Origin of the sequence: Actinomycetospora cinnamomea (assembly GCF_003096675.1) — a bacterium.
In the GTDB taxonomy this organism is placed as follows: Bacteria; Actinomycetota; Actinomycetes; order Mycobacteriales; family Pseudonocardiaceae; genus Actinomycetospora; species Actinomycetospora cinnamomea.
On sequence record NZ_QEKW01000020.1, the window covers coordinates 45,405 to 64,215 of the forward strand.

Genomic DNA, 18,811 nt, shown 5'->3' on the forward strand with positions numbered 1-18,811 from the left:
GAGCGTCCCACGGAGCCGAGGGTCACCCCCGCTGCTCACCACGCAGCCGGGGTGACCCTCGCTGCGCGATCGGCGCGCCTCAGCGTCGCGGCACCAGCACCGCCGCCACGGCGAGCAGCACGCCCGCCACGGCGAAGCCGGCGACGGGGGAGAGGTGGTACGGCGCGAGGAACACCGCCGGCGCGGCGGCGGCGCCGAGGAAGCGCAGCGCCTGGACCACCGACACCCCGCCGGGGGTCCCTCCCCGCAGCACCAGCGCGTTCACGCCCACGAGCAGCAGCTGGGCCGCCGCACCCGCGGCGGCCCACACCGCGGCGACGGCGACGGCCGAGGGCAGCACGCCGATCGCGGCGACGAGCACCGCGCCCACGACCGCGCCCCAGCGCACGAGCACCCCGGGCCCGACCCGGTCGACGCCCGCCCCCACGAGGCGCGCGGTGAGCAGGCCGGCCACCCCGAAGGCGGTGAGGAGCGCGCCCCGCAGCCCGGCGCCCAGGGTGAACGCGTCCTCGACGCGCAGCGCCACGAGGAACGACAGCCCGCCGAGCGCGCCCCACCCGAGCCCGGCGACGAGCCCGAGCCGCAGCACCGCGGGCCGCCAGGCGTCGCGCAGCCGGGGGCGACGGTCGGTGTCCTCGGGCCGGGGGTCGGCGGGCAGCCCCGCCAGGGCCAGCAGCGCCGCCACGGCGGCGACGCCGGCGAACGCGAGCCGCCAGTCCAGCTCGGCGGCGAGACCCCCGACCAGCGGGGCGAAGGTCTGTCCCGCGGCCTGGAGCGACCCGAAGACGCCCAGGGAGCGGCCCAGCCGGTCCGGGGGCGACGCGGCGGCGAGCGCCGAGAGGAGCAGGGGCGTGGTGAACGCGTTCGCCGCACCCTGCAGCGCCCGCGCCCCGAGGAACAGCCACCCCACGCCCGCGACGGCCGCGAGCACGGAGAACACGACATAGGCGACGTAGGCCGCGCGCACGGTGCGCCGCGCGCCCCACCGCTGCCCGAGCGTGCCCGACACCAGCATCAGCAGCGCGAACGGCAGCAGGTACGCGGTCAGCGACGCCGCGGCGCCCGACGGCGAGAGGCCGAGGTCGGCGCCCAGCTCGGGCAGCATCGACGCGGTGATCCCGCCGCCGAAGGGACCCAGGAAGCCGCCCGCGTAGAGGGCCGCCAGCCGGAGCCGGTCGAGCCGGATGCGTCCGGGCGAGGAGGAGGGTGGAGCGGCCGTCACCGCTCCCAGGGGCCCTTGCCGGGCCCGGGCGGGCCGCCGGCCGTGCCTCCGGGGCCGCCGCCCGGACCGCGGCGCCGCAGGTAGCGCTCGAAGTCGGCGGCGATCTCCTCGCCCGAGGCCTCCTCGAGGTCGGTCTCGGCGTCGCCGGCCTCCTCGAGGGCCTTGACGTACTCGCGCACCTCGTCGTCCTCGTCGGCCATCTCCGAGACCGTGCGCTCCCACTTCTCGGCCTGCTCGGGCAGCCCGCCGAGCGGCACCTCGACGTCGAGGACCTCCTCGACGCGCTGCAGCAGCGCGATCGTGGCCTTCGGGGCGGGCGGCTGCGAGACGTAGTGCGGCACGGCCGCCCAGAACGAGATGGCGGGCAGCCCGGCCTGCACGCAGGCGTCCTGCAGGACGCCGACGATGCCGGTGGGGCCCTGGTAGCGCGAGCGCTGCAGCCGGTAGCGCGCCGCGGAGGCCTTGTCGAACGACGTGCCGGTGACCGGGACCGGGCGGGTGTGCGGGGTGTCGGCCAGCAGCGCCCCGAGCGTGATGACGGTGCCGACGCCCAGCTCGCGGGCCTGGTCGATCAGCTCGGCGCAGAACGCCCGCCACCGCATGTTGGGCTCGATGCCGCGCACCAGGATGAGGTCCTGGGCGGAGCCCGGAGGCCGGCAGCGGGTGAAGCGGGTGGTGGGCCAGTCGATGGCCCGGCTCACGCCGTCGACCATGCGGACCGTGGGCCGCGAGACCTGGAAGTCGTAGTACTCGTCCGGATCGATCGCCGAGAGCTCGGTGGCGTCCCAGTGCAGCGCGAGGTGCTCCACCGCGGTGCTGGCCGCGTCACCGGCGTCGTTCCAGCCCTCGAACGCCGCGAGCATGACCGGTGCGTCGGTGCGGTCCGGCGGGGGAGGATTCTCCGTCTCGGGGGTCGCGGGGAGGTCGTCGGGCTCGGACACGACGACAGCCTACGTCTCGTGACGAGGCTCGCAGTGCGCCCGGCACTGCTCGCCGACCACGTTACGATCGCGTGATGACTACTTCGGGTGAGTCTGCCTTCCTGTCCGCTCTGCACTCCCGGGTCCTCATCGGCGATGGTGCCATGGGAACCGCGCTGCAGGACCAGGACCTCTCGCTCGACGATTTCCAGCAGCTCGAGGGCTGCAACGAGATCCTCAACGTCTCGCGCCCGGACGCGGTGCTCTCGGTGCACCAGGGGCACCTCGAGGCCGGTGCCGACGTCATCGAGACCAACACCTTCGGCACCAACTGGCCGAACCTCAACGAGTACGACATCGCCGACCGCATCCGCGAGCTCTCCCTCGAGGGCACGAAGATCGCCCGCCGGGCCGCCGACGAGTACTCCACCCCCGACCGGCCCCGCTTCGTCTTCGGATCCAACGGCCCCGGCACCAAGCTGCCGACGCTCGGGCACGCCCCGTACGCCCAGCTGCGCGACGCCTACGTCGAGTCGGTGCTCGGTCAGCTCGAGGGCGGCGCCGACGCGATCCTCGTCGAGACCTGTCAGGACCTGCTGCAGGCGAAGGCCGCGATCCTCGGCGCCTACCGCGCGATGGAGCAGTACGGCCGCCGCATCCCGGTCATCTGCCACGTCACCGTCGAGCTCACGGGCACGATGCTGGTCGGCTCCGAGATCACCGCGGCGCTGACCGCGCTGGAGCCGCTGGGCATCGACGGCATCGGCCTGAACTGCGCCACCGGCCCGGCCGAGATGAGCGAGCACCTGCGGGCACTGAGCCGCCAGAGCCGCATCCCGGTCACCGTCATGCCCAACGCGGGCCTGCCCGAGCTGGGCCCGAACGGTCCCGAGTACCCCCTGTCGCCCGACGAGCTGGCGAACTACTGCGCCTCGTTCGTCACCGACTACGGGCTCCAGCTCGTCGGCGGCTGCTGCGGCACCACGAACGACCACGTCCGGGCGCTGGCCGAGCGCTGCCGCGACCTGACGCCGGCCGACCGGCACCCGCAGCCCGAGCCGGGTATCTCGTCGGTGTACCACTCGGTGCCGTTCCGGCAGGACACCGGCCTGCTGATGATCGGCGAGCGCTCGAACGCCAACGGCTCCAAGGCGTTCCGCGAGGCGATGGTCGAGGACGACTACGAGCGCTGCGTCGACATCGCGAAGGCGCAGACCCGCGAGGGCGCGCACTGGATGGACCTCTGTATCGATTACGTCGGGCGTGACGGCGTCGCCGACATGGACCGCCTCGCCCACGACGTGTCGACGGCCTCGACGCTGCCGGTGGTGCTCGACTCCACCGAGCCCGAGGTGCTGCAGGCCGGCCTCGAGCAGCTCGGCGGCCGCTGCGCGATCAACTCGGTGAACTACGAGGACGGCGACGGCCCGGACTCGCGGTTCCAGAAGATCATGCGACTGGTGCGGGAGCACGGCGCCGCCGTCGTCGGCCTGTGCATCGACGAGGAGGGCCAGGCCCGCACCGCGGAGTGGAAGACCCGCGTGGCGTTCCGCCTGATCGAGGACCTCACCCAGAACTGGGGCATGCGGGTCGAGGACATCATCATCGACTGCCTGACCTTCCCGATCTCCACCGGCCAGGAGGAGGTCCGCAAGGACGGCATCGAGACGATCAACGCGATCAAGCAGCTCAAGGAGCGCTACCCCGAGGTCCAGACGACGCTGGGCCTGTCGAACATCTCGTTCGGCCTCAACCCGGCCGCGCGCCAGGTCCTGAACTCGGTGTTCCTCAACGAGTGCGTCGACGCCGGCCTCGACACCGCGATCCTCAACGCCTCGAAGATCCTGCCCTTCTCGCAGATCGACTCCGAGCAGCGGGAGGCCGCGCTCGACCTGATCTACGACCGGCGCGAGAAGCACGACCCGCTGCAGCACTTCATGGGCATCTTCGAGGGCGTCTCGGCCCAGTCGGCGAAGGACCAGCGCGCCGAGGAGCTCGCGGCCATGCCGCTCTTCGAGCGCCTCGCGCAGCGGATCATCGACGGGAACCGCAACGGCCTCGAGGAGGATCTCGACGCCGGCATGCAGGAGAAGGACCCGCTCGAGATCATCAACACCGACCTGCTGGGCGGCATGAAGGTCGTCGGCGACCTGTTCGGCGCCGGCAAGATGCAGCTGCCGTTCGTGCTCGCCTCGGCCGAGGTCATGAAGGCCGCCGTGGCCTACCTCGAGCCGCACATGGAGGCCACCGACAACTCCGGCAAGGGCAAGATCCTGCTGGCCACGGTCAAGGGCGACGTCCACGACATCGGCAAGAACCTCGTCGACATCATCCTGTCCAACAACGGCTACGACGTCGTGAACATCGGCATCAAGCAGCCGATCAACGCGATCCTCGACGCCGCGGACGAGAACGACGTGGACGCGATCGGGATGTCCGGGCTGCTGGTGAAGTCCACCGTGGTCATGAAGGACAACCTGCAGGAGATGAACGACCGCGGGGTCGCCGACAAGTACCCCGTGCTGCTCGGCGGCGCGGCGCTCACCCGCTCCTACGTCGAGAACGACCTCGGCTCGATGTACCAGGGCGACGTCCGGTACGCGAAGGACGCCTTCGAGGGCCTGCGGCTCATGGACTCGGTGATGACCGGGGAGGGCCCGTCCGAGGAGGAGAAGGCCAAGATGGCCGAGCGCAAGGAGCGCCGCGAGCGCTCCGAGCGCATCAAGGCCAAGCGCGAGGCCGAGGCGGAACCCGAGGAGATCCCCGAGATCTCCGACGTCGAGCGGCGCATCGAGGTCCCGCAGCCGCCGTTCTGGGGCACGCGCGTGGTCCGCGGCCTGCGCGTGAACGACTTCGCCGCCCTGCTCGACGAGCGCGCCACGTTCTTCGGGCAGTGGGGCCTGCGCGGCTCCAAGGGCGACGACGGGCCGTCGTACGAGGAGCTCGTCGAGACCGAGGGGCGCCCGCGCCTGCGCTACTGGCTCGACCGGCTCCAGGCCGAGGGCATCCTCGCCCACGCCGCGGTCGTCGCCGGCTACTTCCCGGTGATCTCCGAGGGCAACGACGTGATCGTGCTCGACGAGCCCGACCCCGAGGCCAAGGAGCGCTACCGCTTCTCCTTCCCCCGCCAGAAGCGCGACCGCCACCTGTGCCTGGCCGACTTCTTCCGCACCAAGCAGGAGGCCGTCGAGCTCGGCGGCGTCGACGTCATGCCGATGAACCTCGTGACGATGGGCCAGCCCATCGCCGACTTCGCCAACACCCTGTTCGCGGAGAACTCCTACCGGGACTACCTCGAGGTCCACGGCCTCGGCGTGCAGCTCACCGAGGCGCTCGCCGAGTACTGGCACCGCCGCGTCCGCGAGGAGCTCGGGTTCTCCGACGGCTCGGTGATGGCCGACTCGGACCCGGAGGACGTCACCGAGTACTTCAAGCTCGGCTACCGCGGGGCGCGGTTCTCGCTCGGCTACGGCGCCTGCCCGAACGTCGAGGACCGCGTGAAGATCGTGGACCTGCTCGAGCCGGGCCGCATCGGCGTGGAGCTGTCCGAGGAGGACCAGCTGCACCCCGAGCAGTCCACGGACGCGCTGGTCGTCCACCACCCGGAGGCGAAGTACTTCAATGCCTGATGAGCGTGCCTGACCTCGCGGCCGTCCTGTGGGACATGGACGGCACGCTGGTCGACACCGAGGGCCTGTGGTCGGTCACCATGGCCGAGCTCGCCGCCCACCACGGCGGCGAGCTCTCGGCCGCGACCCGCGAGGAGCTGACGGGCTCGAGCCTGCACCGCACGGTGCGTGCGGTGCGCGCCGAGGTCGGGCTCGACCCGGGCGACGCCGACGGTGTGGCGGCCGACGGCCGCTGGCTGATCGACCGCACCGCGGAGGTCTTCTCCCGCGGCGTCCCCTGGCGCCCGGGCGCCTACGAGGCCCTCACCGCCGTGCGGGAGTCGGGGCTGCCGACGGCGCTGGTCACCAGCACCTACCGCGAGCTCACCGACGTCGCCCTCGACACGATCGGTCGGGAGTTCTTCGACCTGACCGTCTGCGGGGACGAGGTGCCGGCGACCAAGCCCGACCCGGCGCCCTACCGGCGGGCGGCGGAGCTGCTCGGCGTCGACCCGCGGGCGTGCGTGGCGGTGGAGGACTCGCCGACGGGGACGCGGTCGGCGGTCGCGGCCGGGGCCACCGTCCTCGTCGTGCCCGCCGAGGTGCCCGTGCCGCCCGGGAAGCGCCGGGTGCTGCGCGCGAGCCTCGTCGGACTCGCCGTCGCGGACCTGCGGGCGCTGCTGACGGGCCCGACCACCGACGGGAGCACCGACCACCGGACGCGGGCGGCCGCGCACTGAGCGCTCCGTGATCGGCGCGCGCCTCGGCCGGTGCAGGCGTCCACCGCGGTGATCGCGCGAACGGCCCAGTGCCGGCGTCGGATCCCCGCCCCGAGCGGCCGTTCGGCGCGCGGGGACGGCCGTGTGGCGCGTGACGCGTCGTCCGGGAGAACCGCGCCGCGCCTCCGGGAGAATCCGGTGGTGTGCGACCCCGCGTGACCACGTGCGACGATGGCTCGACGTGAAGACGTTCGACGGGCTCTTCGACGAGCTCACCGCCAAGGCGCGCGACCGGCCCGCGGGTTCCGGGACCGTGGCCGCCCTGGACGCCGGGGTCCACGCCCAGGGCAAGAAGGTGCTCGAGGAGGCCGGCGAGGTGTGGATCGCGGCCGAGTACGAGACCGACGACAAGCTGGCCGAGGAGATCTCCCAGCTGCTCTACCGCGTCCAGGTGATCATGCTGGGTCGCGGTCTCACGCTCGACGAGGTCTACAAGCACCTGTAGCCGACACCCGCAGGTGTCAGGAGGAGAGCCCATGCTCCGCGTCGCCGTCCCCAACAAGGGATCGCTGGCCGAGGAGGCGTCGACGATGCTGCGCGACGCCGGCTACCGGCAACGGACGGACAGCCGCGACCTCAGCCTCCACGACGAGGCCAACGGCGTCACGTTCTTCTATCTGCGTCCCAAGGACATCGCGACCTACGTCTCCGAGGGCCAGCTGCACCTCGGGATCACGGGCCACGACCTCACCGAGGAGTCGAGCGCCTCGGTGAACCAGCTGCTGCGGCTCGGGTTCGGGCACTCGAAGTTCCGCTACGCCGCGCCCGCGCGCAACGAGTGGACGGTCCAGGACCTCGCCGGCAAGCGGATCGCGACGTCGTACCCGCGGCTCGTGCGGGCCAACCTCGCCCAGCAGCGTATCGCCGCCAAGGACGTCATCCGGCTCGACGGCGCGGTCGAGATCTCGATCGAGCTGCAGGTGGCGGACGCCATCGCCGACGTCGTGAGCTCGGGGCGCACGCTGGCCCAGCACGGTCTGGTGGCCATCGGTGATCCGATCACCGAGTCGCAGGCGGTGGTCATCGACCGCAACGCCAAGTTCGACCAGGTGCCCGACACCGCCGAGACCGAGCGCGCGAAGTCCCGCTTCGTGGAGCGTCTGCGGGGCGTGGTGTACGCCCGGCAGTACGTGATGCTCGACTACGACTGCCCGGTGGACCTCAAGGACCGCGCGGTGGAGCTGACCCCGGGCATCGAGTCGCCCACCGTCTCGCCGCTGTCGAACGAGAAGTTCGTGGCCGTGCGCTCGATGGTGGAGCGCAAGCGGGTCAACGACATCATGGACGAGCTGGCCGACATCGGGTGCACGGGCATCGTGACCTCGTCGCTGCAGTCCTGCCGGGCCATCGGCTCGGCCAACGGCCACCGCTGAGGCCGGCACCGCTTCTCACCGGGGTCGGACCGTGAGGGCCTGGGCGGCGCGGCCGACCGTGCCGCCCTCGTCGTGCAGCACCGAGAACGCGGTGCCCAGCCCCTCCGGTCCGATCACGCTGTCGGCGTCGAGCCCGATCCACTCGCCCCGCGGGGCGCGGTGGACGTGCAGCGTGAGGTCGGTGTTGACGAACAGCCAGCTGTTGAGGTCGAGGCGGGCGGCGGCACCGTTGGTGGAGTCGGCGACCGCGGCGAGGCACTGCCACGGCGTGGGCTCCTCGCCGGAGACGACGGGCACGCGCAGCCGCCCCCAGGCGCGTCCCGGTCCGGACTCGCCGAGGTGCCCGGAGAGCCAGCGCCAGTCGACGGCGTCGAGGTAGCCCGGCAGCCAGCCCGCGGGCGTCGGGATCTCCCGGCCCGCCTCCGGTCCGGGCATCGTGGAGCCCCGCTCCGTGGCCGCCGCGGCCGTGTCGGTGGCCGCCAGCCGCCAGCCCGCCGCCCGCGCGACGGCCCGGCCCGCCGCGGCGATCTCGGCCGCGACGAGCTCGATCGTGCGCCCGGCCCGCTCGACCCGGCTCGTGACGGTGAGCTCGCCCATCGGCACCCGGCCCAGCACCTCGACGGTGACGCGCGAGAGCAGCATCTCCGGGCGCGGGTCGCACGCCTCCAGCGCGCGGACCAGCAGCGCGCTCGGCGGGCCCATGTGCTGGCCGTCGGGGAACCACGGGCCGGCCGTGGACCCCGTGGCGAACACCCGCTGCGTCCCGGGCGGGTCGTCGGCGGCGGACGGCAGCAGCCGGAAGAACGGCTCGGTGACGGTCACGTCGGCTCTCCGGTGCGGGGTCGGGGGACGGGGAGGGACAGCGGGCCGGCCGGGGGAGCGGGCGGGCCGGGGTAGGGCGGCGGCGTGCCGCCCTGGGCGGGGCACAGGGCGCGGAAGGCGCAGGAGGCGCAGCCGGGGCCCGGTCGCGGGCGGAAGTCGCCGGTGGGGGCGGCCCGGCGGATCGCCGACCAGACCGCGCGGAGCACGCTGGCGAAGCGCTCGAGCTCGTCGGCGGTGGGCCGCAGGGTCAGCGTCGTGGCGTCGCCGAGCTGGAGCAGGCGCACCGTGGGGACGACGCCGCGCGTGCGCGCGAGCAGCAGCGCGTAGAAGCGGACCCCGAACAGCGCCCGCAGCTCGCGGCGCACCGGCGGCGCCGCACCCGACTTGTAGTCGACGACGGTGAGCCCACCGGCGTGGGCGTCGAGCCGGTCGAGCACGCCGCGCAGGGGCGTGGACCCGTCCGGCCCCGCCAGCTCGGCCTCGACGAGCAGCTCGCGGCCCTCGGAGACGACGGCGCGCGGGTCCTCGAGGGCGTGGTAGCGGACGAGCAGCGCCTCGACACCCGGATCGGCGCCGAGCAGCGCCCGCTCGTCCGGCGCGAGCCCGTCGAGGACCTCCGCGGCGAGCCCCCGGGCCGTCGCGGGGCCGCGGTCGGCGGGCTCGAGGGCGTGGAGCCGCTCGAGCACCGCGTGCACCACCGTGCCGCGCAGGGCGGCGGGCGAGGGCGTCTCGGGCAGGCGGTCGATCGCGCGGAAGCGGTAGAGCAGCGCGCAGCGCCGGAAGTCGGCGGCCCGCGACGGGGAAAGCGCGAGCGGGCGCGTCGGCGCCTCGGCCGCCTCCACCCCCAGCTCGGTGCTCACGGACGTGAGGCTAGATCACGACCCCGACATCGCCGCTCCGCCGACGCGAGGGGCACGTTCCGCATGATCGACAGGCGGGCCGCTCAGCGCTGCGGAACGTGCCCCTCGTCCGCCGCGCGGGGCCGGTCCCTAGGGTGGACCGTCGTGCAGGACGAGGCAGCCGTGACCGAGGAGGAGCGCGGACCCGTGCGGTCGGGCCCCTTCCGCCCGGGCGACCGGGTGCAGCTCACCGACCCCAAGGGCCGGCACTTCAGCCTCGTCCTCGAGCGCGGGCAGAGCTACCACACCCACCGCGGGGCGATCGACCACGACAAGCTGATCGGCGCCCCCGAGGGCAGCGTCGTGCACTCGGCGGCCAACACCCCGTACCTCGCGCTGCGACCGCTGCTGCCCGACTACGTGCTGGCGATGCCGCGCGGGGCGCAGGTGATCTACCCGAAGGACGCCGCCCAGATCCTCATGTGGGGCGACGTGTTCCCGGGCGCGCGGGTGCTCGAGGCCGGCGCGGGGTCGGGCGCGCTGACGTGCAGCCTGCTGCGGGCCGTCGGCCCGACGGGGCACGTGCTCTCCTACGAGGTCCGCGCCGACCACGCCGAGCACGCCGCCGCCAACGTCGAGCGCTTCTTCGGCGAGCGCCCGGACACCTGGGACCTGCGCGTCGGGGACCTCGCCGACCACGACCCCGCCGAGACGGCGGACCGGATCGTGCTGGACATGCTGGCGCCCTGGGAGATGCTGCCGGTCGTGCGCGACACGCTGGTGCCCGGCGGCGTGCTCGTCGGCTACGTGGCGACGACGACCCAGCTCTCGACGCTGACCGAGGCGCTGCGCGAGCAGGCGTGCTGGACCGAGCCGCAGGCCTGGGAGGCGATGATCCGCCCCTGGCACGCGGTGGGGCTGGCGGTGCGCCCGGAGCACCGGATGATCGCCCACACGGCCTTCCTGCTGACCGCCCGGCGCCTCGCCGACGGCGTCACACCACCCCGCGTGCAACGGCGGCCCAGCCGGGGCTGACCCTGCGTGAGCAGCGACGGGCCCGGGTGCTGGGGGAGTCACCCTGGGTGATGCCGCGCAAGGGGCCCCCGTGAGAACTCCGTCACCGGCACGCTACTCCACGGACACCTCGATTCGCGGGTACGGTTCTAGCCACGGAGTAGCGGAGGAGGGCGCCGTGACGACTGACGACGACCCCAGGGGCCGATCCGACAGGGCAGACAGCGGCCGGGACCGCGGCGAACGACACGACCGCGGCTCGGCGGACATGGCAGCACAGGTGCGCTTCCTCGAGGACGAGGTGGCGCTGTTGCGTCGCAAGCTGACCGAATCCCCTCGGCACGCGCGCATCCTCGAGCAGCGCCTCGGCGAGGCGCAGCAGCGCGTGGCCCAGCTGACCGAGCGCAACGACAAGCTCACCGACACGCTCAAGGAGGCGCGGGCCCAGCTCGTCGCCCTCCGCGAGGAGGTCGACCGGCTCGCCCAGCCGCCCTCGAGCTACGGGGTGTTCCTCGAGGCGCACGAGGACTCGACGGTGGACGTGTTCACCTCGGGCCGTCGCATGCGCGTGGCGGTCTCGCCGGCCGTCGAGACCTCCGAGCTCACCCGCGGGCAGTCCCTGCGGCTCAACGAGGCGCTCACCGTCGTCGAGGCGGGAACCTACGAGCGCATCGGCGAGGTGTGCGCGCTGCGGGAGGTCCTCACCGACGAGGACGGCAGCCGCACGCGGGCGCTGATCATCGGCCACGCCGACGAGGAGCGGGTGATCCACCTCGCCGACTCGCTGCTGGACGCCGAGGGGCCCGAGCTCAAGCCCGGCGACTCGCTGATGGTCGACACCAAGGTCGGCTACGCCTACGAGAAGGTGCCGAAGGCCGAGGTGGAGGAGCTCGTCCTCGAGGAGGTCCCCGACGTCGCCTACACCGACATCGGCGGGCTCTCGCGGCAGATCGACTCCATCCGGGACGCCGTCGAGCTGCCGTTCCTGCACGCGGACCTGTTCCGCACCTACCAGCTGCGCCCGCCGAAGGGCGTGCTGCTCTACGGCCCGCCCGGCTGCGGGAAGACGCTCATCGCCAAGGCGGTGGCGAACTCCCTGGCCAAGAAGGTGGCCGAGACCCGCGGCGAGGACAGCCGCGACGTCAAGGCGCACTTCCTCAACATCAAGGGCCCGGAGCTGCTCAACAAGTTCGTCGGGGAGACCGAGCGGCACATCCGGATGATCTTCCAGCGGGCGCGCGAGAAGGCGTCCGAGGGCACGCCGGTGATCGTGTTCTTCGACGAGATGGACTCGATCTTCCGCACCCGCGGGTCGGGGGTGTCCAGCGATGTGGAGACGACGATCGTCCCCCAGCTGCTGAGCGAGATCGACGGCGTCGAGGGGCTCGAGAACGTCATCGTGATCGGCGCGTCCAACCGCGAGGACATGATCGACCCCGCGATCCTGCGGCCGGGCCGGCTCGACGTGAAGATCAAGATCGAGCGTCCCGACGCCGAGGCGGCGCAGGACATCTTCTCTAAGTACCTGATCGACGGCCTGCCGCTGCACGAGGACGACATCTCCGAGTTCGGCGGCAACCGCGCGGCGTGCCTCGAGGGCATGATCGAGCGGGTCGTCGAGCGGATGTACGCCGAGACCGACGACAACCGGTTCCTCGAGGTCACCTACGCCAACGGTGACAAGGAGGTCCTGTACTTCAAGGACTTCAACTCGGGCGCCGTGATCGAGAACATCGTCGGGCGGGCGAAGAAGTCGGCCATCAAGTCCGAGCTGGAGAGCTCCCAGCCCGGCCTGCGCGTGCAGCACCTGCTGGACGCGGTGGTCGACGAGTTCGCCGAGTCCGAGGACCTGCCGAACACCACCAACCCGGACGACTGGGCCCGCATCTCGGGCAAGAAGGGCGAGCGGATCGTCTACATCCGCACGCTCGTCACCGGGAAGGGCGCGACGCAGGGCAAGGAGATCGACACCGCGTCGAACACCGGCCAGTACCTCTGACATCCGGTACCGCAGGTACCGTGTGGCCATGAGCGACCAGGCATCCCGGCCGCCCCGCCCCCCGGAGCCCGCCCCCAGGGCGCGCAACGAGGTCCGCGGGGCGGCCGGTGTCGCTTCGGAGGCCGTCGACATCGTCTCCCGCCCCGTCCAGGGCACCCACGACGCCGTCTCGGGCACGGTGTTCGGCGTGCTGCGCCGGGTCGGGCTGGGGCCGGTGTCGACGCCGGTGCAGGTGGTGCACGACGGCATCAGCACCGGCGTCTACGCGGCCGTGCGCGGCATCGGCCACCTCGCCGGTCGCGGCATCGGTGCCGCCGCGGCCCTGGCCCGCCCCGAGTGGCGCCCGATCACCGGCAACCCGTCGGGCGCGGTGCTCACCGGCGCGATCAACGGGCTGGTCGGCGACCACATGGTGGCGCTCGACAACGACCTCGCCGTGCCCATGACGCTGTACACCGCGACGGTGGCCGACTCCTACGCCGAGCAGTACGGCGAGCTGCCGCGCGGGACCGAGGAGCTGCGCGCGGTGGTGTGCGACCACCCCGAGCGCGACCTCACCCGCCTCGTGCTGTTCGTCCACGGCCTGGGCGAGACCGAGCACGCCTGGCGGCTCTACGGGGAGGCCAGCGCGGGGGAGGGGTACGCCGAGCGCGTCGCCTCGGCCACGGGTGCCACCCCGCTGCTGCTGCGCTACAACACCGGCCTGCCGATCGCCGACAACGGCGCCGCGCTGTCGATGGTGCTCACCGACCTGTTCCACCGCTGGCCCGAGGCCGTGCGCCGGCTCGACCTCGTCGGGCACTCCATGGGCGGGCTGATGCTGCGCCACGCCTGCCACCACGCCGTGCAGACCGGCCAGCCGTGGGTGGGCGCGGTCCGCCGGATGATCTACCTCGGCTCGCCGCACCGCGGGGCGCCGCTGGCCCACCGGGTCGACCAGCTCGCGACGCGGCTGTCCCGGTGGTCGCGGTCGAAGACCTGGGGCGAGTTCCTCGACCGGCGCTCGGCCGGCATCCGCGACCTCGTGGCCGGCGTCTCCGACACCGAGGTCCCGCTGCTCGCGCACGCGTCCCACCACGCGGTGGCCGCCTGCGTCACGCGTTCGGCGCACGGGCCGCTGGCCCACGCCCTGGGGGACCTGCTGGTGCCCGTGGACTCGGCGGGCGGCGCGATCACCGACGTCGAGCCTCTGACGTCGTCGCACCACTTCCACCTGCTCAACGACCCCCACGTCCACGAGCACCTGATGCGGTGGCTCACCGCCGAGGACGACGGGGCCGGCGAGGACGACGAGGGCGGCCCTGCCCGCGAGGACGGGGCCGGGCCACCGTGACCGAGCGCCGGGCCGCCCGCCGGGCCCGGCTCGTGGTGCTCGGGGCGCTGACCGCGGCCGCCCCGCTGTCGCTGGACACCTACCTCCCCGCGCTGCCCACGCTCACCGCCGACCTGGCCACCACGCCCTCGGTCGTCCAGCTCTCGCTGACCTCGTGCCTGCTCGGGCTCGCGCTGGGCCAGCTGGTCGCCGGCCCGCTGTCCGACGTGCTGGGCCGGCGGCGCCCGATGCTGATCGGCGCCACGGGGTTCGCGGTGGCGTCGGTGCTCTGCGCGGTGGCGCCGAACGTCGAGGTGCTCGTCGCGCTGCGGCTGCTCCAGGGCCTGCTCGGGGCGGTGGGGATCGTCGTGGCCCGGGCGGTGGTGCGCGACACCAGCGACGCCAGGACCGCGGCCCGCTCGTTCGCCACCCTGATGCTCGTCTCGGGCGTCGCCCCGATCCTCGCGCCCGTGCTCGGGGGCCAGCTGTTGCGGGTCACGAGCTGGCGCGGGGTGTTCGTCGCCCTCGCCGTCTACGGGGCGCTGGCCGGGCTGGCGGTGCTGCTGCTGGTGCGCGAGTCGCTGCCGGCCACACGGCGGCGCTCGGGCAGCGCCGCGGCCACCCTCGCGTCGTTCCGGGTGCTGCTCGGCGACCGCCGGGTCGTGGCCTGCGTCCTGGCCGCGGGCCTGCTGTTCGCGGCGATGTTCGCCTACATCTCCGGGTCGACCTTCGTGCTCCAGGACCTTTACGGGCTCTCGCCGCAGGCGTTCTCCGGGGTCTTCGGGGCGATCTCGGCGGGGATCGTGACCACGGTCCAGATCGCCGGGCGGCTCGCGGGCTCGGGGCGCGTCCGGCCGGAGCGCCTGCTCGGGACGGGCCTGGCCACCGCGGTCGTGGGCACCGGTGTGCTCCTGGTCACCGCGCTGCTCGACGGCGGGCTGGCCGGGATCCTCGCCGGGCTGTTCGTCACGGTCTGCGGCGTGGGCCTCGTCCTGCCCAGCGCCACGACGCTGACCCTCGCCGACCACCCGGAGCACGCCGGGAGCGCGTCCGCCCTGCTCGGGACGGCCCAGTTCCTGGTCGGGGCGGGCGTCGCCCCGCTGGTCGGGCTGGCGGGCAGCCGGTCGGCGGTCCCCATGGCGGCGGCCATGGCGGGCGCGGCCGTGCTGGGAGCGGTGGTGTTCACGGTGCTGTGGCGGTCGGCGCGCGGGCCGGAGGCGGCCGGACGTGCGATGCCCGATTAGGGTCGAGTGCATGACCGCGCGCCGCATCATGGGCACCGAGATCGAGTACGGCATCTCCGTCCCCGGCGACCCCGCGGCGAACCCGGTGATCACCTCCACCCAGATCGTGCTCGCCTACGCCGCCGCGGCCGAGGTGCCGAGGGCCCGGAGGGCGCGCTGGGACTACGAGGTCGAGTCGCCGCTGCGCGACGCGCGCGGCTTCGACCTCGGACCCAGCGCCGGCCCGCCGCCGGACGCCGGCGACCTCGACGACCTGGGCGCGGCCAACGTCATCCTCACCAACGGCGCGCGCCTCTACGTCGACCACGCGCACCCGGAGTTCTCGGCCCCGGAGGTCACGACGCCGCGCGACGCGGTGATCTGGGACAAGGCCGGCGAGCGGATCATGGAGGACGCGGCGGACCGCGCGGCCACCGTGCCCGGCACCCCGCGCATCCAGCTCTACAAGAACAACATCGACAACAAGGGCGCGAGCTACGGCTCGCACGAGAACTACCTGTGCGCCCGCCAGACCCCCTTCCCGACGATCATCACGGGCCTGACCCCGTTCTTCGCCTCGCGCCAGGTCGTCGTCGGCTCGGGCCGTGTGGGGATCGGGGCGTCGGGCGACGAGCCGGGCTTCCAGCTCTCCCAGCGGGCCGACTACATCGAGGTCGAGGTCGGGCTGGAGACCACGCTCAAGCGCGGCATCATCAACACCCGCGACGAGCCCCACGCCGACGCCGACAAGTACCGGCGGCTGCACGTCATCATCGGTGACGCGACGCTGTCCGAGTACTCGACGTTCCTCAAGGTGGGCACCACCGCGCTCGTGCTCTCCATGATCGAGGACGGCGTCCGCTTCGACGACCTGCGCCTGCTCGAGCCCGTCCGCTCGGTGCACCGCATCAGCCACGACCCGACCCTGCAGGTCACCGTCGACCTCTCCGACGGGCGCAAGATGACCGCGCTCGACCTGCAGCGGGCCTACCTCGAGCGCGCGTGGGAGCACGAGGGGCGCGACGGCGAGATCGACCCCGTGACCCGCGAGGTGCTCGACGTCTGGCAGCAGGTGCTCGACGACCTCGGCACCGACCCGATGCGCTGCGGCGACCGGCTGGACTGGGTGGCCAAGCTCAAGCTGCTCCAGAGCTACCGCGAGCGTGACCAGCTGCCCTGGGACTCGCCGAAGCTCAACCTCATCGACCTGCAGTACTCCGACGTGCGCCAGACCAAGGGGCTCTACAACAAGCTCGTGCAGCGCGGGTCGATCAAGCGCCTGGTCAGCGAGGAGCAGGTGCGCGCCGCGGTCACCGATCCGCCGGAGGACACCCGCGCCTACTTCCGCGGCCGCTGCCTCGAGCGCTACCCCGCCGAGGTGGCCGCCGCGTCCTGGGACTCGGTCATCTTCGACCTCGGCCGCGAGTCGCTGGTGCGGATCCCCACCCTCGAGCCCCTGCGCGGCACCCGCGGCCACGTCGGCGAGCTCATCGACAACTCCGCCGACGCGAGCGCCCTGGTCGAGGCCCTGACCAGGGGGTGACCGGAACACCTACGGGCGCGCGAGGCCCTCGATAGGTAGGGTTCGACTCGCAGTACCGAGGACCCGGGAGGCAGCCATGGCGCAGGAACAGACCCAGCGGCAGGGCGGGGGCGACGACGGCGAGGGCGGCGAGGACACCACCGCCGCCGGCCAGGAGCGCCGCGAGAAGCTCGGTGAGGACGTCGACACGATCCTCGACGAGATCGACGACGTGCTCGAGGAGAACGCCGAGGACTTCGTCCGCGCGTACGTCCAGAAGGGCGGCCAGTAGCCTCCCGCGAGGCACCCACACACCACTGCCGCCCCCGTGACCCGGTCCGCGCGACCGGGGCACGGGGGCGGTGCACATCCCCACCCCCGACCCACCCCGACGCGCCCAGCCGCCCGATCCACCCCAGGAGCGCCCCACCGATGGAGCCCTCGTCGGCCCTGCCCGCGGCCTACTTCCAGGCCGGGACCGCCTCGTTCGTCGACTTCCTGCGCGAGGTCCGGCCGGATCTGCTGCCCGGGGCGGGGGCCCGGCCGGTCCACGTCGAGCAGGCCGGCACGTCGGCGGCGCACGGCACCACCATCGTCGCCGCCACCTATTCGGGCGGCGTCGCGATCGCGGGCGACCGGCGCGCCACGATGGGCAACCTGATCTCGTCGCGCGACATGCAGAAGGTCTACGTCACCGACGACTGGTCCGCGGCGGGGATCGCGGGCACGGCCGGGCTGGCGGTCGAGGCCGTCCGCCTGTTCACCGTCGAGCTGCAGCACTACGAGAAGATCGAGGGCGTCCCGCTCACGTTCGACGGCAAGGCGAACAAGCTCGCGGGCATGGTCCGGGGCAACCTCGGGGCCGCGATGCAGGGCCTGTCGTTCGTCCCGCTGTTCGTCGGCTTCGACCTGGACGCGACCGACCCGGCGCAGGCCGGGCGCATCGTGTCCTACGACGTCGTCGGCAGCCGCAACGAGGAGACCCACTACGCCGGCGTCGGCTCCGGGTCGCTGTTCGCGAAGTCGTCGCTGAAGAAGCGCCACGACCCCGACGCCTCCCGGGACGACTGCGTGCGCACGCTCGTCGAGGCGCTCTACGACGCCGCCGACGACGACAGCGCCACCGGTGGCCCGGACACCATCCGCTCGATCTTCCCGATCGTGGTCACCATCGACGCCGAGGGCGCGACGATGCTGCCCAGCGAGGAGACCGGCGCCGTCGCCGAGGCGGTGGTCGCGGGCCGCCGCGAGAAGCCCGGCGGCTGAGCCCCCCCACCGGACCCCGCCCGCCCCCGCCCACCCCCGACCGACCCCCACCCGCCGCACGCCGACGACCCAGGAGCGCTCCCCGCCATGACCATGCCGTTCTACGCGTCGGTCGACCAGCTGATGCGCGACCGCTCGGACCTCGCGCGCAAGGGCATCGCGCGGGGCCGCAGCGTCGTCGTCCTGACCTACGCGGGCGGGGTGCTGTTCGTCGCGGAGAACCGGTCGAACTCGCTGCGCAAGGTCTCGGAGATCTACGACGAGATCGGCTTCGCGGCGGTCGGGCGCTACAACGAGTTCGAGAACCTGCGCACCGCCGGCATCCGCTACGCCGACGTCCGCGGCTACTCCTACGACCGTCGCGACGTCTCGGGCCGCTCGCTGGCCAACGCCTACGCCCAGATCCTCGGCGCCAGCTTCATCGAGCAGCAGAAGCCGTTCGAGGTCGAGCTCTGCGTCGCCGAGGTGGGAACGACGCCGGAGCGCGACCAGCTCTTCCGCATCACCTACGACGGCTCGATCTCCGACGAGCCGCGGTTCGTGGTCATGGGCGGCACCACCGAGCCGATCAGCGCGGCGCTGCGCGAGTCGTACCAGGCCGACCTGGAGCTCCGTGACGCCCTGCGCATCGCCCTCGAGGCGCTGCACTCGCAGAACGGCTCGGGCACGTCGGCATCGGGGTCGTCGGCGGCCACGAGCGCCTCCGACGACCGTCGCCTGGGCGTCGACGCCCTCGAGGTCGCCGTCCTCGACCGCACCCGCCGGCCGCGCCGCGCCTTCCGCCGGCTCACCGGGGCCGCCCTCGCCGCCCTCATGCCGAGCGACGAGGCGGCGGGCGACGACGCGCCGAGCGAGGACACCGGCGCCGGCGACGAGGTCTCGGGTGCCGGGGGCGCCGACCCCCAGGCCTAG

General features: G+C 73.3%; 16 protein-coding genes. 12 read left to right on the forward strand and 4 right to left on the reverse strand.

Going from position 1 to position 18,811, the window contains the following annotated elements:
* Positions 1-79: 79 nt before the first annotated feature.
* Both C8D89_RS24815 and C8D89_RS24820 read right to left on the reverse strand, forming a co-directional pair.
* Positions 80-1,222, reverse strand: coding sequence for an MFS transporter (locus tag C8D89_RS24815; RefSeq protein ID WP_243418357.1), 1,143 nt, complete (start codon positions 1,220-1,222; stop codon positions 80-82).
* Entirely contained in the window at positions 1,219-2,163 is a 945-nt protein-coding gene (locus C8D89_RS24820) for a PAC2 family protein (RefSeq protein ID WP_423717268.1), read from the reverse strand. The genes C8D89_RS24815 and C8D89_RS24820 overlap by 4 nt, the downstream gene beginning before the upstream one ends.
* Before the next feature lie 74 nt (positions 2,164-2,237).
* Here C8D89_RS24820 and metH point away from each other — a divergent pair, with 74 nt between their 5' ends.
* The 4 genes from metH (at position 2,238) to hisG (ending at position 7,902) form a co-directional block, all read left to right on the forward strand.
* A complete protein-coding gene (gene metH, locus C8D89_RS24825) occupies positions 2,238-5,771 on the forward strand; it encodes a methionine synthase (protein WP_116710837.1) in 3,534 nt (1,177 codons plus the stop codon).
* The gene (locus C8D89_RS24830; protein WP_116710816.1) at positions 5,771-6,490 is read left to right on the forward strand and encodes an HAD family hydrolase; all 720 of its coding nucleotides are present in this window, start codon (positions 5,771-5,773) and stop codon (positions 6,488-6,490) included. Before metH ends, C8D89_RS24830 begins: the two co-directional genes overlap by 1 nt.
* 220 nt (positions 6,491-6,710) lie before the next feature.
* Positions 6,711-6,974: a phosphoribosyl-ATP diphosphatase gene (locus C8D89_RS24835; RefSeq protein WP_116710817.1), complete on the forward strand. Its 264-nt coding sequence runs from the start codon at positions 6,711-6,713 to the stop codon at positions 6,972-6,974.
* A gap of 31 nt (positions 6,975-7,005) precedes the next feature.
* Positions 7,006-7,902 (forward strand): ATP phosphoribosyltransferase, encoded by an 897-nt coding sequence (gene hisG, locus C8D89_RS24840; RefSeq protein ID WP_116710818.1) that lies wholly within the window; start codon positions 7,006-7,008, stop codon positions 7,900-7,902.
* 15 nt (positions 7,903-7,917) lie between these two features.
* Here hisG and C8D89_RS24845 read toward each other — a convergent pair whose 3' ends face one another.
* Complete coding sequence (locus tag C8D89_RS24845) at positions 7,918-8,724, reverse strand: thioesterase family protein (RefSeq protein ID WP_423717270.1); 807 nt, start codon at positions 8,722-8,724, stop codon at positions 7,918-7,920.
* A complete protein-coding gene (locus C8D89_RS24850) occupies positions 8,721-9,584 on the reverse strand; it encodes a RecB family exonuclease (RefSeq protein ID WP_207787405.1) in 864 nt (287 codons plus the stop codon). Before C8D89_RS24850 ends, C8D89_RS24845 begins: the two co-directional genes overlap by 4 nt.
* 186 nt (positions 9,585-9,770) lie before the next feature.
* On the opposite strand from C8D89_RS24850, the gene C8D89_RS24855 reads away from it, so the two are divergent.
* From C8D89_RS24855 to prcA, 8 genes are all read left to right on the forward strand, one after another.
* On the forward strand, positions 9,771-10,598 hold the full coding sequence (locus C8D89_RS24855; RefSeq protein WP_116710840.1) for a tRNA (adenine-N1)-methyltransferase: 828 nt from the start codon (positions 9,771-9,773) through the stop codon (positions 10,596-10,598).
* A gap of 157 nt (positions 10,599-10,755) precedes the next feature.
* Entirely contained in the window at positions 10,756-12,576 is a 1,821-nt protein-coding gene (gene arc, locus C8D89_RS24860; protein WP_116710819.1) for a proteasome ATPase, read from the forward strand.
* A gap of 28 nt (positions 12,577-12,604) precedes the next feature.
* The gene (locus C8D89_RS24865; RefSeq protein ID WP_133252061.1) at positions 12,605-13,909 is read left to right on the forward strand and encodes an esterase/lipase family protein; all 1,305 of its coding nucleotides are present in this window, start codon (positions 12,605-12,607) and stop codon (positions 13,907-13,909) included.
* Positions 13,906-15,132 carry a multidrug effflux MFS transporter gene (locus tag C8D89_RS24870; RefSeq protein WP_116710821.1) on the forward strand — a complete coding sequence of 409 codons (1,227 nt, stop codon included), beginning with the start codon at positions 13,906-13,908 and terminating at the stop codon, positions 15,130-15,132. The genes C8D89_RS24865 and C8D89_RS24870 overlap by 4 nt, the downstream gene beginning before the upstream one ends.
* A 10-nt stretch (positions 15,133-15,142) precedes the next feature.
* Positions 15,143-16,654 (forward strand): depupylase/deamidase Dop, encoded by a 1,512-nt coding sequence (dop, locus tag C8D89_RS24875; RefSeq protein ID WP_116710822.1) that lies wholly within the window; start codon positions 15,143-15,145, stop codon positions 16,652-16,654.
* A 76-nt stretch (positions 16,655-16,730) separates the two neighbouring features.
* Complete coding sequence (locus tag C8D89_RS24880; protein ID WP_116710823.1) at positions 16,731-16,925, forward strand: ubiquitin-like protein Pup; 195 nt, start codon at positions 16,731-16,733, stop codon at positions 16,923-16,925.
* Positions 16,926-17,065: 140 nt separating this feature from the next.
* Entirely contained in the window at positions 17,066-17,899 is an 834-nt protein-coding gene (gene prcB / locus C8D89_RS24885) for a proteasome subunit beta (protein ID WP_116710824.1), read from the forward strand.
* Between the two features lie 87 nt (positions 17,900-17,986).
* Positions 17,987-18,811 carry a proteasome subunit alpha gene (gene prcA / locus C8D89_RS24890; RefSeq protein ID WP_116710825.1) on the forward strand — a complete coding sequence of 275 codons (825 nt, stop codon included), beginning with the start codon at positions 17,987-17,989 and terminating at the stop codon, positions 18,809-18,811.